18 protein-coding genes are annotated in these 20,024 nt (G+C 44.2%); 3 read left to right on the top strand and 15 right to left on the bottom strand.

Annotation, left to right across the window (positions count from 1 at the left end; genetic code table 11):
- Nucleotide 1 precedes the first annotated feature (1 nt).
- The 12 genes from EO130_RS00805 to EO130_RS00750 all read right to left on the bottom strand — a co-directional run bounded on the left by EO130_RS00805 (nucleotide 2) and on the right by EO130_RS00750 (nucleotide 13,649).
- Nucleotides 2-748, bottom strand: a complete 747-nt coding sequence (locus EO130_RS00805; RefSeq protein WP_127139638.1) for an SDR family NAD(P)-dependent oxidoreductase — start codon at nucleotides 746-748, stop codon at nucleotides 2-4.
- A complete protein-coding gene (locus EO130_RS00800) occupies nucleotides 745-1,683 on the bottom strand; it encodes a Rossmann-fold NAD(P)-binding domain-containing protein (RefSeq protein ID WP_127139637.1) in 939 nt (312 codons plus the stop codon). The genes EO130_RS00805 and EO130_RS00800 overlap by 4 nt, the downstream gene beginning before the upstream one ends.
- On the bottom strand, nucleotides 1,683-2,807 hold the full coding sequence (locus tag EO130_RS00795; RefSeq protein WP_127139636.1) for an aspartate aminotransferase family protein: 1,125 nt from the start codon (nucleotides 2,805-2,807) through the stop codon (nucleotides 1,683-1,685). The genes EO130_RS00800 and EO130_RS00795 overlap by 1 nt, the downstream gene beginning before the upstream one ends.
- A 128-nt stretch (nucleotides 2,808-2,935) precedes the next feature.
- Nucleotides 2,936-3,730, bottom strand: coding sequence for a pyrroline-5-carboxylate reductase (gene proC, locus EO130_RS00790; RefSeq protein WP_127139635.1), 795 nt, complete (start codon nucleotides 3,728-3,730; stop codon nucleotides 2,936-2,938).
- Nucleotides 3,731-3,837: 107 nt separating this feature from the next.
- The gene (gene argC / locus EO130_RS00785) at nucleotides 3,838-4,824 is read right to left on the bottom strand and encodes an N-acetyl-gamma-glutamyl-phosphate reductase (RefSeq protein WP_127139634.1); all 987 of its coding nucleotides are present in this window, start codon (nucleotides 4,822-4,824) and stop codon (nucleotides 3,838-3,840) included.
- Nucleotides 4,825-4,918: 94 nt separating this feature from the next.
- Complete coding sequence (gene argG, locus EO130_RS00780; protein WP_127139633.1) at nucleotides 4,919-6,106, bottom strand: argininosuccinate synthase; 1,188 nt, start codon at nucleotides 6,104-6,106, stop codon at nucleotides 4,919-4,921.
- Nucleotides 6,107-6,179: 73 nt separating this feature from the next.
- Complete coding sequence (locus tag EO130_RS00775; protein ID WP_127139632.1) at nucleotides 6,180-6,794, bottom strand: GNAT family N-acetyltransferase; 615 nt, start codon at nucleotides 6,792-6,794, stop codon at nucleotides 6,180-6,182.
- Between the two features lie 220 nt (nucleotides 6,795-7,014).
- Nucleotides 7,015-8,367: a polyprenol phosphomannose-dependent alpha 1,6 mannosyltransferase MptB gene (mptB, locus tag EO130_RS00770; protein ID WP_127139631.1), complete on the bottom strand. Its 1,353-nt coding sequence runs from the start codon at nucleotides 8,365-8,367 to the stop codon at nucleotides 7,015-7,017.
- Nucleotides 8,368-8,376: 9 nt separating this feature from the next.
- Entirely contained in the window at nucleotides 8,377-9,861 is a 1,485-nt protein-coding gene (locus tag EO130_RS00765) for a cellulose synthase family protein (protein WP_127139630.1), read from the bottom strand.
- Nucleotides 9,861-10,550: a glycosyltransferase family 2 protein gene (locus EO130_RS00760; protein ID WP_127139629.1), complete on the bottom strand. Its 690-nt coding sequence runs from the start codon at nucleotides 10,548-10,550 to the stop codon at nucleotides 9,861-9,863. The genes EO130_RS00765 and EO130_RS00760 overlap by 1 nt, the downstream gene beginning before the upstream one ends.
- 91 nt (nucleotides 10,551-10,641) lie before the next feature.
- The gene (locus tag EO130_RS00755) at nucleotides 10,642-12,252 is read right to left on the bottom strand and encodes a 4Fe-4S binding protein (RefSeq protein ID WP_127139628.1); all 1,611 of its coding nucleotides are present in this window, start codon (nucleotides 12,250-12,252) and stop codon (nucleotides 10,642-10,644) included.
- A 47-nt stretch (nucleotides 12,253-12,299) separates the two neighbouring features.
- Nucleotides 12,300-13,649, bottom strand: a complete 1,350-nt coding sequence (locus EO130_RS00750) for an NAD(P)/FAD-dependent oxidoreductase (protein WP_127139627.1) — start codon at nucleotides 13,647-13,649, stop codon at nucleotides 12,300-12,302.
- Nucleotides 13,650-13,842: 193 nt separating this feature from the next.
- On the opposite strand from EO130_RS00750, the gene EO130_RS00745 reads away from it, so the two are divergent.
- Both EO130_RS00745 and EO130_RS00740 read left to right on the top strand, forming a co-directional pair.
- Nucleotides 13,843-14,790, top strand: coding sequence for a glycoside hydrolase family 113 (locus EO130_RS00745; protein WP_313781241.1), 948 nt, complete (start codon nucleotides 13,843-13,845; stop codon nucleotides 14,788-14,790).
- A gap of 101 nt (nucleotides 14,791-14,891) precedes the next feature.
- Nucleotides 14,892-15,806, top strand: a complete 915-nt coding sequence (locus tag EO130_RS00740) for an N-acetylmuramoyl-L-alanine amidase (protein ID WP_127139625.1) — start codon at nucleotides 14,892-14,894, stop codon at nucleotides 15,804-15,806.
- Between the two features lie 22 nt (nucleotides 15,807-15,828).
- Here the strand turns inward: EO130_RS00740 and arsM are convergent, their stop codons facing one another.
- Genes arsM through EO130_RS00725 form a run of 3 tightly spaced genes read right to left on the bottom strand, consistent with a single transcriptional unit; the run spans nucleotide 15,829 to nucleotide 18,217 of the window.
- Complete coding sequence (gene arsM, locus EO130_RS00735) at nucleotides 15,829-16,794, bottom strand: arsenosugar biosynthesis arsenite methyltransferase ArsM (protein ID WP_127139624.1); 966 nt, start codon at nucleotides 16,792-16,794, stop codon at nucleotides 15,829-15,831.
- Nucleotides 16,791-17,606 carry a purine-nucleoside phosphorylase gene (locus EO130_RS00730; RefSeq protein ID WP_127139623.1) on the bottom strand — a complete coding sequence of 272 codons (816 nt, stop codon included), beginning with the start codon at nucleotides 17,604-17,606 and terminating at the stop codon, nucleotides 16,791-16,793. Before EO130_RS00730 ends, arsM begins: the two co-directional genes overlap by 4 nt.
- Nucleotides 17,603-18,217, bottom strand: a complete 615-nt coding sequence (locus EO130_RS00725) for a TIGR04282 family arsenosugar biosynthesis glycosyltransferase (protein ID WP_127139622.1) — start codon at nucleotides 18,215-18,217, stop codon at nucleotides 17,603-17,605. The genes EO130_RS00730 and EO130_RS00725 overlap by 4 nt, the downstream gene beginning before the upstream one ends.
- Nucleotides 18,218-18,415: 198 nt before the next feature.
- Between EO130_RS00725 and EO130_RS00720 the strand changes: the two genes are divergently transcribed.
- Nucleotides 18,416-19,957, top strand: coding sequence for a glycoside hydrolase family 32 protein (locus EO130_RS00720; RefSeq protein WP_127139621.1), 1,542 nt, complete (start codon nucleotides 18,416-18,418; stop codon nucleotides 19,955-19,957).
- Nucleotides 19,958-20,024 lie beyond the last annotated feature (67 nt).

Here is a 20,024-nt window from a genome sequence, read left to right as displayed (position 1 = left end):
TTTATGTGTTTATAATCCCTCCATCAATGGTTACTGTGGTTCCGGTAATCCACGAACTCTCATCCGAAACCAAAAAAAGCACAAGTTTAGTAATATCCTCAGGGGTACCCAACCTTTTTAACAATGTAGTCCTTTTCGCATGTTCTACTGCAGTTTCAGGATGTTCAAAAGCCTTGGCCGATTCCCAAAGCAAGGGCGTGTCCACTGGGCCTGGGCAAATGGCATTTACGCGGATATTCGGTGCGTAGTCCACGGCCATTTGCTTCATTAGCGCTACCGCTCCCGCTTTGGAAGCACAATAGGCGGGATGATTTGGGAAACTTTTGAAGGCCGCTATCGAGGCGTTGATCAAAATATTGCCTTGAGGTTGTTGCTGTAAGATGGGCAGTGCGTACTTACAAAGATAAAAGAGAGAACTCAAATTGGTATTGATGGCGTTATGCCACGTATCAATGGGCAGTTCTACCACATTGCCCAGTCCCAGAACACCGGCATTCAATGAAAGGATATCCAGTTGACCATAGGTATCCACAGCGGTATCGACCAATTTTTTGTTGTACAAGGGGTCCGTAACGTCTCCTGGAACAAATACGGCATTTTCCAAACTTTTTTCCAACGCTTTACCACTTTCCCTGTTTCTGCCTGAGAGCACCAAACGGGCACCTTCGGACGACAGTCCTTCTGCAATGGCTTTGCCCATTCCACTTGTTGCACCGGTTACAATACAGACCTTATCCTTTAATTTCATAAGTTCTCCAATATTTTTTTCAAGACTAGCTGTGCTGAAAAGATTCTGTTTTTGGCCTGTTGTACCACCAAGGATTGGCCACCGTCCAAAACTGCATCTTCCACGATCATGTTCCGGCGAACAGGGAGGCAGTGCATAAATTTGGCATGACCCAATTTTTGTTGGGTCATGGTCCAGTTGGTGTCCGAGCTGAGCACTTTGCCGTACTCGGAATAACTGCTCCAGTTTTTCACGTAGACGAAATCGGCATTCTCCAATGCTTTATCCTGATCATATTCGATTTGGCAGCCTTGTGTCAATTCGGGATTGAGTTCATAGCCCTCGGGATGGGTAATCACAAAATTGGCATCCTGTAATTTCATCATCTGTACAAACGAATTGGCCACGGCATGGGGCAAGGCCTTGGGATGAGGAGCCCAAGACAAAACTACTTTAGGTCTCTTTTTGGTTTCGTTTTCTTTCAAAGTAATGGCATCGGCCAACGCTTGGAGCGGGTGCCCCACCGAACTTTCCATATTGACCACGGGGATTGTGGCATACTTGGCAAAACCGTTGATGACTTCTTCCGCTTCATCTTTTGTTTTGTCCATCAAACTGGCAAATGCCCTGATGGCGACAATATCGGCATATTGGGAAACCACTTGGGCCGCTTCCTTGATATGCTCCGAAGTGCCTTTATCCATCACGGTACCGTCCCCATATTCCAGGGCCCAGCCCTCGTTGCCAAAATTCATGATCATCACTTCCATGCCCAGATGCATGGCCGCTTTTTGCGTACTCAATCGCGTTCTAAGACTATTGTTGAAAAACAACAGGCAGATTGTTTTCCGCTTGCCCAAACTTTCAAACAGGTACGGGTCTTTTTTAAGGGTTATGGCTTCGTCCACCCAATCGGGGAGGGAATCGATATCGTTAATTGATAAATAGTGCTTCATTATAATGCTTTTTTGAGCGCTTCAAAAAATAGGTCTATGTCTTCTTTGGTGATGTTCAAAGCAGGCAGAAATCGCAACAATTTCTTGTTTTTGGCACTTCCTGTGAACATGCGTTGCTCCAAAATCATTTTCTTTCGGAGGTCGGCCACCTCAAAATCAAACTCCAATCCAATCATAAGCCCTCTTCCTTTTACCTTCTTGATTTCTGGTATTTCCGCCGATTTTTCCTTGAAATACGAACCAAGTTTTGCTGCATTGGCCATCAAATTTTCATCCTCCAGCACTTCCAACACGGCCAAACTTGCGGCGCACGCCAAATGGTTGCCACCAAAAGTGGTGCCCAAAAGGCCATAGGAGGGTTTAAAGGATTCGTGGATCAAAATACCGCCAACAGGAAAACCATTGCCCATTCCTTTGGCAATAGAAATAATGTCGGGTTCTATCCCGTGGTGCTGAAAAGCGAAGAACTTTCCGCTTCGTCCGTAGCCTGATTGTACTTCATCTGCAATAAGAACCACATTATTTTCCTTGCATTTTTTGGCAATGAATTGAAAGAATTCGGTGGTAGGTTCATCCAAGCCGCCCACACCTTGAATGGCTTCCAGTATCACAGCGCAGTAGTCTTGGCTTTCAATGGTTTTTTCAAAGGCCTCAAAATCGTTCAATGGCAAGAATGTGACCTCTTGTTGTTTGTTGATGGGCGCATTGATGCTCGGGTTATCCGTGGCAGCAACCGCAGCTGAGGTTCTTCCGTGGAAACTATTGGTAAAGGCAATCACTTTTGATTTTCCAGTATGAAAAGACGCCATTTTCAGCGCATTTTCGTTGGCTTCCGCGCCAGAATTGCACATAAATAGATCGTAATCTTCGCATCCTGACATTTGGCCCAACTTTTCGGCCAATGCGCTTTGAAGCGGATTTTGGACCGAATTACTGTAAAACGCCATTTGCTCTAGCTGCTCCTTGATTCGTTTTACGTAATGCGGATGGGTGTGTCCGATTGAAATGACGGCATGCCCGCCATAAAAATCCAAATATTTTTCCCCTTTGTCATCCCAGACTTCAATGCCTTTGGCTTTCACTGGAGTAACGTTGTACAGTGGGTATACGTCGAATAATTTCATGTTCTTTTAATTGTCACCTCGCGCGCCCGCCTGCGGCAGATAGGCAGTCGAGAGGTGTTTTTATATTTTTCTTCAATAAAGGTCTCGCATTTCGACTCCGCTCGATATGACAGCTCGACCTAACATTTTTATCCTTTTCTGATTTCACTGATTTTTTCGAATGAGGATACAATTCCCCGGATCAAGGATGAGCTCAAACCTTGGTGCTCCATTTCGTTCAAACCTTCAATGGTACATCCCTTTGGTGTGGTCACCCGATCAATTTCTTCTTCAGGATGGCTGCCGGACTCTATTAACAGACTGGCTGCTCCGTTGCAGGTGTGCATGGCCAGTTCCTGAGCCTGGTGCGCATCAAACCCCAATTGTATGGCCCCTTGCGTGGTGGCGCGTATCAAGCGCATCCAAAAAGCAATGCCGCTGGCACAGATTACCGTAGCGGCCTGCATTTGGTCTTCTGGAATTTCCATGGTGTGGCCCATACGGTTAAAAATGGCCTTTGCCAAGTCAATCCGTTTTTTGCCCAGTTCATTGCTACAGATGCATGTCATGGACTTGCCAACCGAAATGGCTGTATTCGGCATGCTTCGGATGATAAATTTATCCGAGCCGATGATTTCTTCGATTTTTGGAATACGGAAACCCGTAATGGTACTGATGATCACATGTTTTTCGGTCAGAAGGTCCTTGGTCTCGTTCAAAATGGAGACGAATTGACCGGGCTGAACGGCAAAAATCAGGATATCCGAATTCTTTACCGCCTCTTGGTTATCAGCGGTTACGGTAACAATCCCATACTTTTCAAACTCTTGAATGGATTTGGTGTTCCGTTTGGTGAGATACATGGTGGTGGCCCCGTTGCTGTGCAAAATGCCCTTGGCAATGGCCAATCCCAAATTTCCCGCTCCTATGATGGCTATTTTCATTTGTTATTTAATTGTCATCTCGAGCGCAGTCGAGAGATCTTTAAAAGTTTTACATGTGCTCTCGCATCTCGACTGCGCTCGATGTGACAGCTTGACCTCATATAGTTTTAAAATACCCCAGCCTTCAACAACAAACCTTCAGTTTCAGGAAAACCGAACATCAAATTCATGTTTTGTACTGCCTGTCCCGAAGCTCCTTTCAATAAATTATCGATGGCTGATGTCATCAAAAGTAAGTCATCATGCTTATGGACATGGATATGGCATTGGTTGGTGTTCACTACTTGTTTTAGATGCAGTTCATCTTCTGACATATGTGTAAACGCGGCATCTTTGTAAAAGTCGTTGTACAATTGTTTTGCATCTTCCAAGCTGCCATCATAATGGGTATAGGCAGTGGCCAAAATCCCTCGGGTGAAGTTGCCACGGTTGGGCAGAAAACGCAATTTGCCTACGGTATGGCCATAGGATTTCAGGCTTTCCCCGATTTCTCCCAAATGTTGATGCGTAAAGGGTTTGTACCAGGAAACGTTGTTGTTTCTCCAACTAAAATGAGCGGTGTCCGATAGCCCAACACCTGCCCCGGTGCTACCCGTAACGGCATTGATATGGACGTCCTCTACCAACAAACCTGCTTTTGCCAAAGGCAATAGGGCCAATTGGATGGCCGTCGCAAAACAACCGGGATTGGCAATGGCGTCGGCGGCTTTTATGGCGGATTTGTTCAATTCAGGAAGCCCATAAATAAAACGTTGCCCATTGAACATGGAATCCCCCTGCAATCGAAAATCATTGCTGAGGTCGATAATTTTTGTTGATACCGAAAACTGGTTCTCTTTCAAAAATGAAGTTGAGTTGCCATGTCCTAAACAAAGAAAGACTACATCCACATCTGGATTTACATCTCCGGAAAATGTCAAGGCTGTTTGTCCCAAAAGATCTTGATGTGCAGCGGTAATCGGTTTGCCTGCACGAGTGGTGCTGTACACAAAGTCGATTTTTGTCTTGGGATGGTTGAGTAAAAGTCTAATGAGCTCTCCTCCTGTATAGCCAGACCCTCCTATGATTCCTGCTGTTATATTTTTTTTTCTCATATCGATGGAGAATTATTTATCGTCATCGTCATGCTGAATTTATTTCAGCATCTCACGCCAATGAGACCCTGAATCAAGTTCAGGGTGACGGTTTTTAAATTTCATTATTTACGTGGTTTGCAATTTTCCCTGCGTTGGATAAAATTTTGATGAAGCCTTTGGCATCATCGGCGGTCCAACCCTTGTTCATTTCACCATAACTTCCAAAGGAAGCGTTCATCAAATCATGAGGGGAAGTGATGCCGTTCAACTCAAATCGATAGGGATGCAAGGTCACGAAAACGTCGCCCGACACGTGTTTTTGGGTATCGGTCAAAAAGGCTTCGATGTTTCGCATTACTTCATCCAAGTAATTTCCTTCGTGCAAGAGCATTCCGTAAAAATTGCCCATTTGCTCTTTCTGGTATTGCTGCCATTTGCTCAAGGTGTGTTTTTCCAGTAAATGGTGCGCTTTTATGATGATCAATGGAGCGGCAGCTTCAAAACCGACCCTTCCTTTGATTCCGATAATGGTGTCGCCCACGTGGATATCCCTTCCAATGGCATACTTGGATGCAATGGCCGATAATTTCTCGATATTGGCCACAGGGGTGTCCTGCTCACCATCAAGGGCTACCAACTCCCCTTGTTTAAAGGTCAGTTTCAACCCTTTTGGAAGTTCCTTTTCCAATTGGCTCGGATAGGCACTTTCAGGCAAGGATAGGTGGGAGGTCAGGGTTTCATCGCCCCCAACGGAGGTCCCCCACAAACCTCGGTTCACAGAATACTTGGCCTTTTCCCAAGAGTAATCGATACCATTTTGTTGTAGGTAGTTGATTTCTTCTTCCCTGGCCAATTTTTTGTCCCTGATCGGGGTGATGATCTTGATTTCTGGAGCCAAGATTTGAAAGATCATATCAAACCTTACCTGATCATTTCCTGCACCGGTACTCCCATGGGCAATGTATTTGGCGCCAAGCTTTTTGGCATGGTTTACGATTTCTATAGCCTGTACTATCCGCTCAGCACTTACGGAAAGGGGATAGGTATTGTTTCGGAGTACGTTACCGAAGATGAGATATTTGACCACTTTTTCATAAAACGTGGCAACCGCATCTATAGAAGTATAGCTCGCAGCTCCCAGGGCCAAAGCCTTCTCCTCGATTTCTTCGATTTCAGCTTTACTGAAACCTCCGGTGTTTACACTTACTGCGTGTACTTCAAAACCTTCTTCTTTCGATAGGTACTTGGCACAGTATGAAGTATCCAATCCGCCACTGTAGGCTAAAACTAATTTTTCCATTTTTTGATTCTTTATGTTGTCGCATCGAGCGCAGTCGAGATGTATTGGTTTCCGCTACTGCTCCAACAGACAATTAATTATCTTTCTTTTTTAAAAAAAGGTGCTCCTTGATGCTTTTCAATCGTTGGAATGCCTTTTTGTTGATTTTTTCGGGTTCCTGCTTTTTTGAAGCAGGGTCGTACAACATGCCTGTACAGAGGCACATTTTCTTTTCGGTACGAGTCAAAATATCAAAATTTTTACAGGTTTGGCAGCCCTTCCAGAACTCAGGATCATCCGTAAGTTCAGAAAAGGTTACGGGTTTGTAGCCCAGCTCGTAGTTCATCTTCATCACGGCCAGTCCAGTGGTAATGCCAAAAATCTTGGCATCTGGGAACTTTTTACGGGATAGGTCAAACACCGCTTTTTTGATTTGCTTGGCAAGGCCTTGATTTCTATAATCTGGATGCACGATCAATCCGGAATTGGCCACAAAGTCCTTGTTGCCCCAGACTTCGATATAGCAGAAGCCAGCAAATTTGTCCCCATCCAAAGCAATGATAGCGTTTCCGTTCTGTAGACGCTTTATAATGTACTCGGGGGTACGTCTGGCAATACCCGTACCGCGAACCTTGGCGGATTCGGTAATGGTATCACTAATAATTTGTGCGTATTTGAAATGTGATTCGTTAGCAACAATAATTTCCATTGCAAGCGATTAATCTATAAAAATTGAAAAATGTATTTTGGAAGTTTTGCGGAAATGGACTCACCTATTTCCAATAGATATAATGCACCCTTACGGGCGACGACGACGGGGTGTAAATGGACTGATAGGAGCAGTGATGCTCAAAGTAGTTAATATGTACAGTTGTCCTTTCATTATGGGACTAAAGTACAAATTAATTCGAAGTAGGCTAGAATTGACGTTATTTTTTAAAGAAATATAACTTTTTTGGACGGTTACCTATCATTTCATAAATAAAAAAGCCCATTACCAACAGGTATTCTATCGCCAACAACCATAATTTTTCAGCGTTGTCTGGGTTGGAGTATGCTTCGTAACTCAAAATAACGGCAAACGACCAGACCAAGGGAAACCTGTAATCGGTGAAGATGGCGAAGCCCAACAGAAACACCACATACCACGGATGTACGGTACTGGAAAGGAAATAGTAGCATGCCAAAGCAAATACCATCGAGGTGATTAGGCTTTCCATTTTTTTATTGTTCCGAAGGAAAGCGAAAAGTAAGACAATCGCAACGACCACTTTTTGAATTAGGGAGCCGTAAGCATCGATCAATTCCCAAGGTTTGGCCTCAAAATAGGTGACGCCAATCTTTTTGACCATGTTGTATATACTCGCATTGAACTCGAAATTGGAAAACCAAAGACCAATAGTGTCCGAATAATTGTCGATAAAGACGGAGGAGTAAAACGGAAGCAATAGTGCAGCGAACCCCAAAAGTGTCAAGACGTAAAAGGCAATACTTTTTTTGAATCCGAAGTATTTGACAAATAACGGTAAAAACAGTAATGGCATCAATTTGACCATAATGGAAATGGCGTAAACTGGGGTTGCCCACAACCACTTGTTGGTGGATATGAGGTAAAGCGCCCACACGAAGAAGAAAAGCATAACGCCTTCAAAATGTAGGTTTCCGGTCAATTCAATGATGACCAAGGGATTTAAAAAATACCAAAATGAAAGGTTATTGGCCTTGTTCAGTTTTTGCAACAGCTTTCTGCCAAAATATAGGGCTCCCAAGTCGGCTAGAATAATCATCAATCGCATGGCGATGGTAGACCCTAAAACACTTCCTCCGCCCAAGATGGATGCCAATGCAAAAAGGATTTGGTTGAATGGAGGGTAATTGCTGTAGTGCCTGGCGTTGAGGTCGGTCATGCCGTTGCGTAGCTCGTTCATGCTTGCAAACGTTACTTGGCCTTGTTCTATAATTTGGTCAGGGGTGTATAGATAGGGGTTGATGCCGTTCTTTATCAGCTCTCCGTCCCAGAGGAACCGGTAGAAATCCTGTGAAAGATTGGGTTCCGCAATTAGAAATACCAACCGAAAGAGTATGCCGACGACCAAAAGGAACTTAAAGTTCCATTTTTCGAACTGGATGATTTTGTAGGTGAGGTAGAAAAGTGCCCCGAATAGCATAAAGAGCTTTACAAAATCGGTGCGTACCAGATGGTAAGCGAAGCTCCAGTAAAACAATATACAGGCGACAGCAAATACTATTGGATATCTGTGCAGTCGCCAATAAGCTTGCATGGTGCAGGGTTATGCCTTGGACGTCAAGGATTTAAAGAACACAAATCCAAACCCTAAGAACAACATGAGATGGAAAGGGAACAATCCGTAGTCGTTCAACGGTATGGCGCTGTACATTCCAAAAAGGAAATAGATCATCAAAGCAAATTCCAGAATCATGTTGGGCGACAATTTGTTGGTCAAATATTTATTGCCCTTCCAGGTATCGGTAAGATTGTTGATATTGAATTTAGGGGTTCGAACAAATTCGCTTCGTTTCCCCAAATGCCCCTCCAAAACCGCCACCGAGTTGTGTAAAGAGAAGCCCAACGCTACGGAGAAAAAGGTAAAAAAGAGCTTGATGTAGTCCACGAAATTATCAAAACTGCTTCCCTGTATACTTTTATAAGTGAACCAATAGCACACAAAAAGGATAATGGTGCTCAAAATAAAGAAGCTGGTCACCTCGAACACCCATCCTAAGTGGCCGTAGGTGTTTTTGATATACAGCATGGGAATGCTCAACAACGCCACGGTGAACACGCAGAGGAACATGGAACTGTTCAACAAGTGCATTACGCCATGGAATTTTGTTTTGAACGGGATGTTTTTGGCTGTGATAACGCTTAGTACCGTTTTTCTAAAGTTCTCGGCCCCACCTTTGTTCCAACGGAACTGTTGGGAACGGGCGGCACTGATTACTACTGGAAGCTCTGCAGGGGTTTCCACATCTTCCAAATATTTGAACTTCCAGTTTTTCAACTGGGCACGGTAGCTCAAATCCAAATCTTCGGTCAAGGTATCGCCTTCCCAGTTTCCGGCATCAAGGATACATTGCTTTCTCCAGATACCTGCGGTACCGTTAAAGTTGATAAAGTGGCCTTTGGAGTTTCGTCCTACCTGCTCCAAGGTAAAGTGGGCATCCAGAGCAAAGGCCTGGATACGGGTAAGGGTAGAGTAGTCTCTGTTAATGTGTCCCCAGCGGGTCTGCACCACACCAATTTCTTCATCCTTAAAGTAAGGAACGGTTTTTTTCAACCAATCGGCTTCTGGTAGAAAGTCGGCATCAAAAATGGCAATAAAGTCACCTTTGGCGATTTCCAAGCCTTCTTTAAGGGCACCGGCCTTAAAACCTTTTCGGTTTTCGCGGCGGATATGTTGGATGTCCAAACCTGTTTCCTGAAGCTCTTGTACCCTTCGGGCCGTTTCGGCCACAGAATCATCGGTAGAGTCGTCCAAGACTTGGATTTCCAATTTGCTTTTGGGGTATTCTATTTTGGCGATGTTGTCCAACAAACGCTCCATTACATATTCCTCGTTGTAGATGGGAAGCTGAATGGTAACGAATGGAATCTCTTTGGGGTCGAGAAGGTTGAATTTTGGGGCTTCCTCGTTTCGCTTTTTATAGCCGAGATAGTTGATCAAAAGATTCAACTGGGCAAGACTGTAGAAGAAAATCAAAAGTAAGGCCGTACTATAAATAGCAATGATGATGTAAGTAATAGCGAGTCCCATTATTTTAAACTGTATTTAAAGATCCAACCCAAAATTTTTATGCCAGCAAATATAGTACCTTTTACCGTACCAGAAACTTTTGAGACGCCAATTCTTCTTTTGTAACGCACTGGCACTTCGATATATGACATTTTTTTTCTTAAAATTTTTAACTGCATTTCCACTGTCCAGCCATAAGTGGTGTCTTGCATGTTCAATTCTTTGAGCTTTTCATACTTTATCGCCCTAAAAGGTCCCAAATCCGTAAATTTTGACCTGAAAAACAATCGCATTAAGAATGTGGCCAATTGGTTCCCAAAAACCTGCTGTGGGGTCATGGAACCCGGTTCGCGAAGTGATTTTTTTCGCGCCCCGACCACAAAATCGATGTCATTTTCCAATATTGGGGCGACAATCTTATCCAATTCCGCTGGATAATCTGAATAGTCTCCGTCGATAAATACGATAATGTCGGGTGTTTTGGATTGTTCGGAGATATAATTTAATCCCTTTAAACAGGCAAAGCCGTAGCCCTTGCGGTTTTCGGTGATAACAGTGGCCCCGGCTTTTTTTGCATTTGCCATGGTATCGTCTTCGGAACCGTTGTCAACCACCACGATTTCGGATACGTGTTCAGGGATTTCCGAGACGACCAAACCAATGGAATCTCCTTCGTTGATTGCTGGGATAATGACTTTGATATCCGCCATTGGCTGGGAATAATTTAGTTAGTGTTAGCAGTTGCCAAAACTAAAATTTTCCTCGGATAACCGATGGGAAACTTTCAAAAAGAAAGTGATCTTACTTTTGGTTCACCAAGGTCATGAGGTCCACATCGTTGCCCAACAAAACTTGATTACTATCGATTCTTCCCTCCAAGGGACCGTTTTCCAGTTTGAGCACGCCGCGCGGACAGACCGCCGAACAGATTCCGCATCCCACACAGCTCGACCGGACGATGTTCTCGCCTTTTTGGGCATAGGCACGCACATCAATTCCCATTTCGCAGTACACCGAACAATTGCCGCAAGAGATGCACTGACCGCCATTGGTGGTAATCCTGAAACGGGAGAATAGTTTTTGTTGAAAGCCTAGAATGGCCGCCATGGGACATCCAAACCTGCACCAAACCCTACTGCCAAAAATGGGATAAAAACCCGTACCAATGACACCAGAGAAAATACTGCCGATCAAAAAAGAATACGATTTACGTAGGGTCCCAGATTTGAACAAAAAGACTTCCCCATCACCACTGAAAAAGTGAAACCCGATCAAGGCCAAAATAATCACGAAGTAACCGATAGCCCCATATTGGGCATCTTTTTGAAGTTGGTCCCGTTTAAAAATCATGGCCCAACCAAATACCAAGGTCAGCAACACCGCCACCCCAATCAGAAAAGTACTTTTGGTCAACCAATATTTACTGCTGTCCGTTCCCAGATAAGAATAGATGACAGCGGTGGTCATCAAGGTTACAAAAACCACGACGCTGTGCACCACCCAACGCTCCACTTTCCAGGCAAAGGTGGATTTGTCGCTCAACTGCCTGAAGGAATCGCCTGCTGTTTCGGCCAATCCCCCGCAACCGCACACCCATGAGCAGTACCATCTTTTACCATATTTATAGGTTAGGATGGGTGTGATTACAAAAATGGAAAGGATACCAAAAATCAACAGGGCAAAACCGATTTCGCCCGAGCTCAAGAACATTTTGATGCGATATCCTTCAAAATTGTAATAGTTCAGGGGCCAAATGTTTTTCAAATCATAGTAAGGTAAGCTGCCCCCATTCAAAATTTTGTCCCCGTTCAAGCGTGCCATCAATTCTGGGATAATGAACGCAAAGGCGGTTTGAAAGAACATCACGCTAATAGTACGCAGCCTTTCATACCGGTTATGGCGGTATTTCCAAAGGAACTTAATGCCAAAGGCCAAAATGGCCACGGTATAAAGGGTCCCATAAACAAACCATTGACTCGCCGGGTTGCCGTTCAACAATTGGCTAAGTGGATCAAAAAGGGCGATAACACCCTTGTTTTCACCATCGCTCACCAAACCGAGATATTCCGGATAAAAATAGAGTACAATATAAAAGCCTGTCAAAGCCAAGCCAGCAATCCATCCCCAAAGCCCACGACTGGAAATGGATTTGAACCAGACCCCGTCATTTTTAATGCCAGGGAGTTTTTTGGAGTAGGCATCCCATGAAAACCAGATAACCCCGATGGTGATGGCCAAAAGGGATATCGTGAGCCAAAGCGTCTTATTTGGAAAACGGACATTGAAAACGGACAAAAGTAGAATGCCCAATCCTGATATTCCTAGGAAAACGGCCAATTTTTGACCGATGCTCAAACTCTTTGGCGGTTCCCCTGTGAGGGCCATGCTCGGACTATGTGTTTGGTTGTTCATTGTTTGTTGTTTCTTTGTTTTACATTTTCCAATCGGATATTAACCAATCAACGCAATTGGAAGATGCGTTTTAGGTTTCTCTTTTTCAGGTTGATGGATTTTCCGAAATCAGCATTGTATTTTGACACGATCTGCGCTTCGAAGTTTTTGTAGAATTCAGGGTCAAAATTGGCGTCCACCAGATGCTCCATTACAAAATCAGCCGTTCGTTTTTCGCTGAGCCATCGATCAAAAATCTGATGCCTTAGTCGAATGCCGAAGGTGTTGATGCCCAACAGTATTCCGGAATCCTTGTCAAACGCTAAGGTGATACAGATTTTTTCTTCGGGATGCCTCCAATGAAAGTGGAGCTCGTTTTCTTTTTTGTTTCTTTCCGAAAACACCCAACCATAGGTTTGGTACTCAATATCCAAGAATTTGGCCGAGTTGAACCAATGCCCGGGGTTGTATGCCATCCGATTGCCGCAAATGGTTTGGGCAAGGGCCTCGCCCATCATTCGCCCTGTGTACCAAACGGCTTCAATTGGTCTGCGATTTCCAATGGCCTCGTGCTGTTCCGCACAGTCGCCAATGGCGTACACATCTTTCACGTTGGTTTCCAAATAACGGTTCACCTTCACCCCGCGACCCAATTCGACCCCTGAATTTTTCAGAAAATCGATATTCGGTGTAACGCCTGCTGTCAATCCTACCAGATTACATTCAATTTCTTCGCCCGTTTCGGCCAAGGTCACGGATTTTACCCTTCCGTTTTTGTCAGGGTTGATTTCTTGAAGCGATACACCCAATCGCAGATCAATATGGTGCTCCCTAATGTGTTCGTTGATCATTTCGGATTCCCCAGAGGGCAAAACACTGTTCCAGAAACTTTTTTCCCGTACCAAAAAGGTCGCTGGAATGTCCCGTGTTCGTAACATCTCGGCCAATTCGATACCGATAAGCCCACCGCCCACGATTACAGCACGTTTACAGATCTTATTATTTGGCGCATTTTCTTCCAAGAGTTCTAAATCCTGTTTGGAATAAAGTCCTTGCACACCATCCAAATCCTGCCCGGGCCAACCAAACTTGTTGGGTTTGGATCCCGTAGCAATGATCAACTTGTCGTATGTAAGATTGGGTGCACCATCAATCTGAAGCAATTTGTTTTGGGAGTCTACCTTGGTAACATATCCGTGCACCAATTCAATGTTGTTCTTTTTCCAAAAATGATTTTCGTAGGGCTGGGTGTGCTCAAATTTCATATGGCCCATGTACACGTACATTAAGGCTGTCCTCGAAAAAAAATATTCGGATTCGGCGGAAATGATGGTGATTTTCTTATAGGAAAGTTTGCGGATATGCCTTGCAGCAGTGACCCCTGCGATTCCATTTCCGATGATGACAATATGCTCCATGGGTTGGGTTTGATTGTTTGATGTGTCGAGTTTTTTGTAAAGAACTTAACAGCAAGAGGAAATTTAATAAGAATTACGGAGCTTAATGGTGTTTTTAAAATGATTATTTTAGAGGGTTTTTGGTCGTTATGAAGAAACTATTTTTTTATGGGTCCTTGTTTTTGCCTCTTGCGCCAGCAGCAAGTTTGACAAGGTGAACGGTGTAAGTTTTGTGGCTTCACGAGAGGAGGTTTCGGACCGGCATATCGCCCCTGTTTTGGACGTCCATGCCAATTACGCGGCCATTATGCCTTTTGGGTTTATTCAGGACCTGGATTCGCCCCAACTGATTTTTGATTCGGACCGACAATGGTATGGTGAGCGCAGGGAAGGGGTCAGGCAATACATTGAAGGGATGCATCAAAATGGGGTGAGTGTGATGCTAAAGCCCCAAATTTGGATTTGGGACGGTAAATTTACTGGGAACATGAAAATGCCAACCGAAGAGGATTGGGAGAAGCTCGAAGCATCCTACGAAAAATTTATTTTGCTTTATGCCGAATTGGCGGAGGAGACCCAGAGCGATATTTATTGCATTGGAACCGAGTTGAAAACTTTTGTTGATGAGCGACCCGAGTTTTGGGGAAATCTTATCCAAAAGGTAAAACAGGTATATCACGGTAAACTCACCTACGCTGCTAACTGGGACGAATATGCCAAAACTCCCTTTTGGTCCGAATTGGATTATATTGGGGTAAATGCCTATTTTCCATTGTGCGAGAAACAAAATCCTACTGTTGAAACACTGACCAAAGGTTGGAAGCCTTGGAAAGACAAGATGAAGCAACTGTCCAAACATGTGGATAAGCCTATTTTGTTTACAGAGTTTGGGTATCGGAGCATGGATTTTACAGGCAAAAAGCCATGGTTGGTGGACCGCAACCAGGAACGGGTGAACCTTGAGGCCCAGGCTAGGGCCACTCAAGTGCTTTTTGATGAATTTTGGGAACAAGATTGGTTCGCTGGGGGCTTTGTATGGAAATGGTTTATGCAGCATGAACAAGTGGGCGGAGCCGACGACAATCGGTTTACACCCCAGAACAAACCTGCAGAATTGGTGATTCGACAACAATACGCTCAAGGGAATACATCCCGTCGTTGAGATCGGAAATTTGACTGCCCAAAATTTTTAGCGCAATTCCAACCTGTTGTCTCATAATTTTCGCCATATTTGTAACACATCCCACCCAAAAACATTCTATAATGAAATCAAGATTATCCCTTCTGTTTTGGGTAGGGGCTAGCACACTCATTTTTGCACAAGAGAACAATTTTTATCAGGTAGTGGCGGAACAAGGTGATGGAATTTTTTCCTTGCTACGCAAACAAGGCTTAGATCCCGTCAAACACTATGGTGAATTTTTGGACCTCAATTCCGACAAGATAAAAGAAGGGAGCGCCCTCAAACTGGGTGAACAATACAAGGTGCCTTATGCCGATGATTCTTTTAAGAAGAAAGGTGTTTTGGTGGAAACTGACGTTGATGCCGAAGCCCCTATTTTCGATAAGGAACTTTCCCAAATGTCACTGAAAAGTGATAAACTCAAAGATGCGGTGTATTATTTGATCGCTGAAAATACGGTAGGGACCGATGTCAACTTTACAAAGGACATCGCTAAACGGTTGGCTGCTGAATTAATGGAACATGGCGCCCAGGTATATGTGATGGGGGAACATACAGAAATGGAGGCTTCCACTGGCACTATGGGTGATTATGTAAAGGTGATCAACAAGCGGTATCTGCAACATATGGGCAAATACCAGCGTGTACTTTTTATGCGTGCGGAAAATCTTTCACAAGACCGTAATTTGGAGGTGGCCGTTTACCATTATAATAAAAGTGAGCAAGGACAACGGTTTGCCCAAAATATCCAAAATGTTTTCAAGCAGCATAGCATATCCAATACCAATGTGGACGAGGCCAGGTTAGTTTTTGAAGATAAAAACAGTCTTTATCTGGCCAAGAACTTACTCCCGGCCATAAGTTTATTGTCATTGGAAAGTTCATCGAAGACATCACAGAGCAGAATTTCACTCAAGACCGACAAAACAAAGTTCGCCAACATGATCAGTAATGGTATCATGAACGACTACGCGGACCTTGAATTTGAGAATTGAGGGTAGGCATAATCAAATTTTATTAGCAACAACCCCCTCCATTATAGTGGTAGGTGCTCTCACTGATAAAAATTTCATCCGATGTATTGGCCAAGGCGGCAGCCGTTTTATCACAAACTGCCAAAGGTTGGTTTTGTTGCAATACGTGTCCCTTTTGGTCGTCAAAATAGGCTTCGTTGCCAAAATAAATCGCTGTTTTTCCGGTAAAAACACATGGTCCGTCCTCAGGCATTGGGTCTTTGATCGCTGCTATTTCTATGGATTCGATGTGGATGAGTTCATCAGTGGGGTAGTGGTTGGGCGATAAAACCCTGTACGACCGCTTACCACGGATTTCGATGGTGCCAAAGCCTGCATCGGTCAACACTTTTATGTAATCCTTTAAAGGGATGCTTCCGCTTAGGCATTGTGCCCTCAATCGGTCATCATTACGGAGTTCATCGCTCATGGGCTGCTCGCAAATGGGGTCGCTCATGACCAATCTGCCGTGTGGTTTCAGGACACGGTACATTTCGGAAACGGCTTTTTTCAAATCTTCGATTTTAAAGATATTGAACAAGCAGTTCTGTGCGGCCACGTCCATACTCTTATCTTCAACGGGCAAATGCAGAGCATCTCCTTTCACTAAATTGATATATTCACTTCTGAACCAATCGTTTTCCTCTTCGGCTATTTTGAAATTTTTTCGGGAAGCTTCTAGCATTTCTTCGACAGAATCTACCCCGGTAACCCCTCCTTGTTGTCGAGAGAAGTAAGCGAATTGAAGCAGTTCCATACCGCCGCCTACACCTACGTACAAAACTTTGGGGTTGTTGACCAAATCCTGTGCAGAAACGGTACTTCCGCAGCCGTAGTTCATCTCCTGCATGATTTTGGGAATGGAAAGCCCCGGAAATTGCCAAATGGGGTTGGTGGTGCAGCAAAGTCCAACATCAGGGGTCAAAGCTGCTTCCTTATATAAATCCTGGGTGGCATCTAAATAGCTCATAGTTCTTTGATTAGTTCTTTGAATAGTTTGATCATTTTGGGTTCCGTTTGTCCAGCGACCTTTAAAATTTCCTGTACTTCAACAGGTTGTAAATTATCGGGATCACATTCATCGGTCAAAACGGAGACCGCTACAATGGGTAGTCGTAAATGATTCGCTACAATTACCTCGGGAACGGTGCTCATTCCAACGGCATCGGCGCCTAAGGTTTTAAGCATGCGATATTCGGCCTTGGTTTCCAGTTGTGGCCCCACTACGGAAGCATATACTCCTTTCTGCAACGAGATGTTTTCGCGCTTGGCTATGGCCTCCACTTTTCGGCGCATATCCAAATCGTAAGGTTCGCTCATGTCCACAAAACGGTTCCCGAATTCGGATACGTTTTTAAAGGCCAATGGCGACCCTCCCTGTAGGTTGATATGATCTTCGATGAGCATGATATCCCCTTTTTTAAAGTTGAGGTTGATGGCTCCTGCAGCATTGGACACAAACAATTGTTGGATACCAAGACTGTGCATTACCCGAATGGGATAGGTAATGTCCAAGAAATCATATCCTTCGTACAAATGAAAGCGACCTTGCATCACCACTGCTTTTTTGCCCTCGATAGTGCCATAGATGAGTTTTCCCGTATGAAATTCCACGGTAGCCAACGGAAAATACGGGATATGGTTGTAATGGGCCTCGATGGGATGCTCTATGCTCTCAATGAGCTGCCCAAGTCCGGTGCCGAGCACAATCCCAATTTCTGGGGTTTCGAAACCACGTTTTTTCAAGTAGTCAACGGATTCGTCAATTTGTTTCTGTGTCATTCTTGTATATGTTTTAAAAATGGCGCAAAGGCCTCAATATCTTTAATGTCTTCGTAATAATCGACATCATTTTTTTCTTCCAATAGATGTACGTCGGCGTCTTTGATATCGGAAAGCGTGTCGGACAATACGGTATTTGTGCCCCACGTCTTGTTTTGGAACAGCTCCCTTTGCAAGGATTTCATACCCAATAGGTAATAGCCGCCATCTTCAGCAGGGCCTACAACGAAATCATGTTGGTCAAGCTTGGAAAAGGCTTCTTCCAGATCCTTTTGATCCAGGTGGTACATATCACTCCCAATAATGATGATGTTCCCAAAGCCAGCTCGGAATCCATCTTCAAAGGCATGCATCATGCGTTCGCCCAAGTCCTTTCCAACTTGGAGTTTTTTTTGGTAGATGGAACTGTCCCAGATGTCATCTGCCCAAATTTGTTCAGAATAGTACACCCATTTCTCCACTCCCAAATTTTTGGTAAAGGAGACTGTTTTGTCCAGCAAAAACTTGTAGATATCCAAAGCTGTTTTATCGCCCACCTTGGCCGCCAATCGGGTCTTGCACTTGCCGAGTTCAGGGTTTCGGGTAAGAATCAAAAGAAGGTTTTTGCTCAACTTTACTGGATTTGGAGGGGTTTGCAAAACACTGTTTAAAGATAGGTAGATTTTTGGGTTCGTTCCTTTCGGAAAATGGGAAATATTTTTTTGGTTACAGTTGGTTTTCCGTCCAAGTGCTCCGCCACAATGGGGACAAAACCCATACAATGAGCGCTAAAATTTGTTTAACTTGAGCGGGTTAATTTATTAGAGAAAATGTACAGACAAGTCATAAGTTGCTTTTTGGTACTTACCATGGCTGCATGCAAGCAGGAGCAAAAGGAGGCATCTAATCCTATGGACAAAGAGGCGCTTTACCAAGAAAAATATAGGCCACAGTTTCACTTTACGCCATCGGAAAAATGGATGAACGATCCCAATGGGTTGGTATACAACGACGGCTGGTACCATCTATTTTATCAATATTACCCAGATGATATCGTGTGGGGACCCATGCATTGGGGGCATGCGATGAGCAAGGATTTGGTGCATTGGGAACATAAACCGATTGCGCTATATCCCGACGAGCATGGACTTATTTTTTCGGGCAGCGCTGTGGTGGACAAAAATAACACGACGGGTTTCGGTAAAAATGGGGAAACACCTTTGGTGGCCATATTCACCTACCATTCCATGGAGGGTGAAAAAGAAGGTAGGGCAGACTACCAAACACAGGGTATCGCCTACAGTTTGGACAATGGGGTCACCTGGACCAAGTATGAGGGCAATCCTGTGATTCCGAATAAAGGCCTCAAAGATTTTAGGGACCCCAAGGTGTTTTGGCACGAACCTAGTTCTTCTTGGGTCTTGACTATGGTGGCGGGCGACCATGCCCAGTTTTATTCCTCCAAAAACCTAAAAGATTGGAGCTACATGAGCGATTTTGGCAAAACACAGGGTGCCCATGGAGGTGTTTGGGAATGTCCCGATTTATTTCCATTGCCTGTCGAGGAGACTGGAGAGGAGAAATGGGTGCTGCTCATCAGTATCAATCCCGGAGCTCCAAATGGTGGTAGCGGAACCCAATATTTTGTAGGAGAATTTGATGGTACAACCTTTACTTCCAATCAACAAGAACCCAAATGGCTGGATTATGGTACTGATAATTATGCCGGGGTCACCTACAATAATGTGCCGAATCAGGACCGAATTTTTATCGGATGGATGAGCAATTGGGACTATGCACGGAACACCCCTACCGAGAAATGGAGAAGCGCCATGACCGTTCCGAGAAAGCTTGTTTTGCATCAGGTTGAAGGTGAGTATGCCTTGGCAAATTATCCCATAGCCTCCGTAGGAGAATTGACCTCCGATACGTTGTTGCCTTCAACGGAAGTCCCTGTGGCCACTTCGGATACGTTGTACGTTCAAGGGCTGCATCAATCTGAAATACGATTGAAAACAGCTTCAAAACAGATGAAACTCTTGTTCAAAAATGATAAGAATGAAGTGCTAGAGGTTCAGGTAGCTAATGACACATTGGGAGTGGACAGAAGATTATCAGGGCAGGTTGATTTTCAGGAAAATTTTGGTGCACGTATCCATAAGGCACCTCTATTTCCACCAAAAGAAGAACAGCGGGATTTTAGAATTTTAATGGATCGATCCTCCATGGAGCTATTCGTGGACCAAGGATTGTTGGTCTTTACGGAACAAGTGTTCCCAACGGAACCGTATCATACATTGATTATTGTGAATGAAGACAGCCAACATCCAATCCTTGTTGAGTCCATCAAGAGGATGGAATCTGTTTGGTAAAAGTTGGCCTGGCTGACAGATATCAGCTTTTTTGAGAAGTTTCTCGATGATCTTTGTGTCCAATCAA

The organism is Flagellimonas marinaquae, assembly GCF_003992675.1.
In the GTDB taxonomy this organism is placed as follows: domain Bacteria; phylum Bacteroidota; class Bacteroidia; order Flavobacteriales; family Flavobacteriaceae; genus Flagellimonas; species Flagellimonas marinaquae.
The sequence above is the reverse complement of the archived record's forward strand: the minus strand, read 5'-3'. Positions and strand labels throughout refer to the sequence as shown.

Bases quoted from the DNA above. Each gene is read 5' to 3' on its own strand.
- EO130_RS00765 (WP_127139630.1), bottom strand. From the start codon at position 9,861: ATGGGACTCGCTATTACTTACATCATCATTGCTATTTATAGTACGGCC.
- argG (WP_127139633.1), bottom strand. From the start codon at position 6,106: ATGGAAAAATTAGTTTTAGCCTACAGTGGCGGATTGGATACTTCATAC.
- EO130_RS00740 (WP_127139625.1), top strand. From the start codon at position 14,892: ATGAAATCAAGATTATCCCTTCTGTTTTGGGTAGGGGCTAGCACACTC.
- EO130_RS00760 (WP_127139629.1), bottom strand. From the start codon at position 10,550: ATGGCGGATATCAAAGTCATTATCCCAGCAATCAACGAAGGAGATTCC.
- mptB (WP_127139631.1), bottom strand. From the start codon at position 8,367: ATGCAAGCTTATTGGCGACTGCACAGATATCCAATAGTATTTGCTGTC.
- EO130_RS00750 (WP_127139627.1), bottom strand. From the start codon at position 13,649: ATGGAGCATATTGTCATCATCGGAAATGGAATCGCAGGGGTCACTGCT.
- argC (WP_127139634.1), bottom strand. From the start codon at position 4,824: ATGAGAAAAAAAAATATAACAGCAGGAATCATAGGAGGGTCTGGCTAT.
- EO130_RS00720 (WP_127139621.1), top strand. From the start codon at position 18,416: ATGTACAGACAAGTCATAAGTTGCTTTTTGGTACTTACCATGGCTGCA.
- EO130_RS00795 (WP_127139636.1), bottom strand. From the start codon at position 2,807: ATGAAATTATTCGACGTATACCCACTGTACAACGTTACTCCAGTGAAA.
- EO130_RS00730 (WP_127139623.1), bottom strand. From the start codon at position 17,606: ATGACACAGAAACAAATTGACGAATCCGTTGACTACTTGAAAAAACGT.
- EO130_RS00800 (WP_127139637.1), bottom strand. From the start codon at position 1,683: ATGAAGCACTATTTATCAATTAACGATATCGATTCCCTCCCCGATTGG.
- EO130_RS00805 (WP_127139638.1), bottom strand. From the start codon at position 748: ATGAAATTAAAGGATAAGGTCTGTATTGTAACCGGTGCAACAAGTGGA.
- arsM (WP_127139624.1), bottom strand. From the start codon at position 16,794: ATGAGCTATTTAGATGCCACCCAGGATTTATATAAGGAAGCAGCTTTG.
- EO130_RS00755 (WP_127139628.1), bottom strand. From the start codon at position 12,252: ATGAACAACCAAACACATAGTCCGAGCATGGCCCTCACAGGGGAACCG.
- proC (WP_127139635.1), bottom strand. From the start codon at position 3,730: ATGAAAATAGCCATCATAGGAGCGGGAAATTTGGGATTGGCCATTGCC.
- EO130_RS00775 (WP_127139632.1), bottom strand. From the start codon at position 6,794: ATGGAAATTATTGTTGCTAACGAATCACATTTCAAATACGCACAAATT.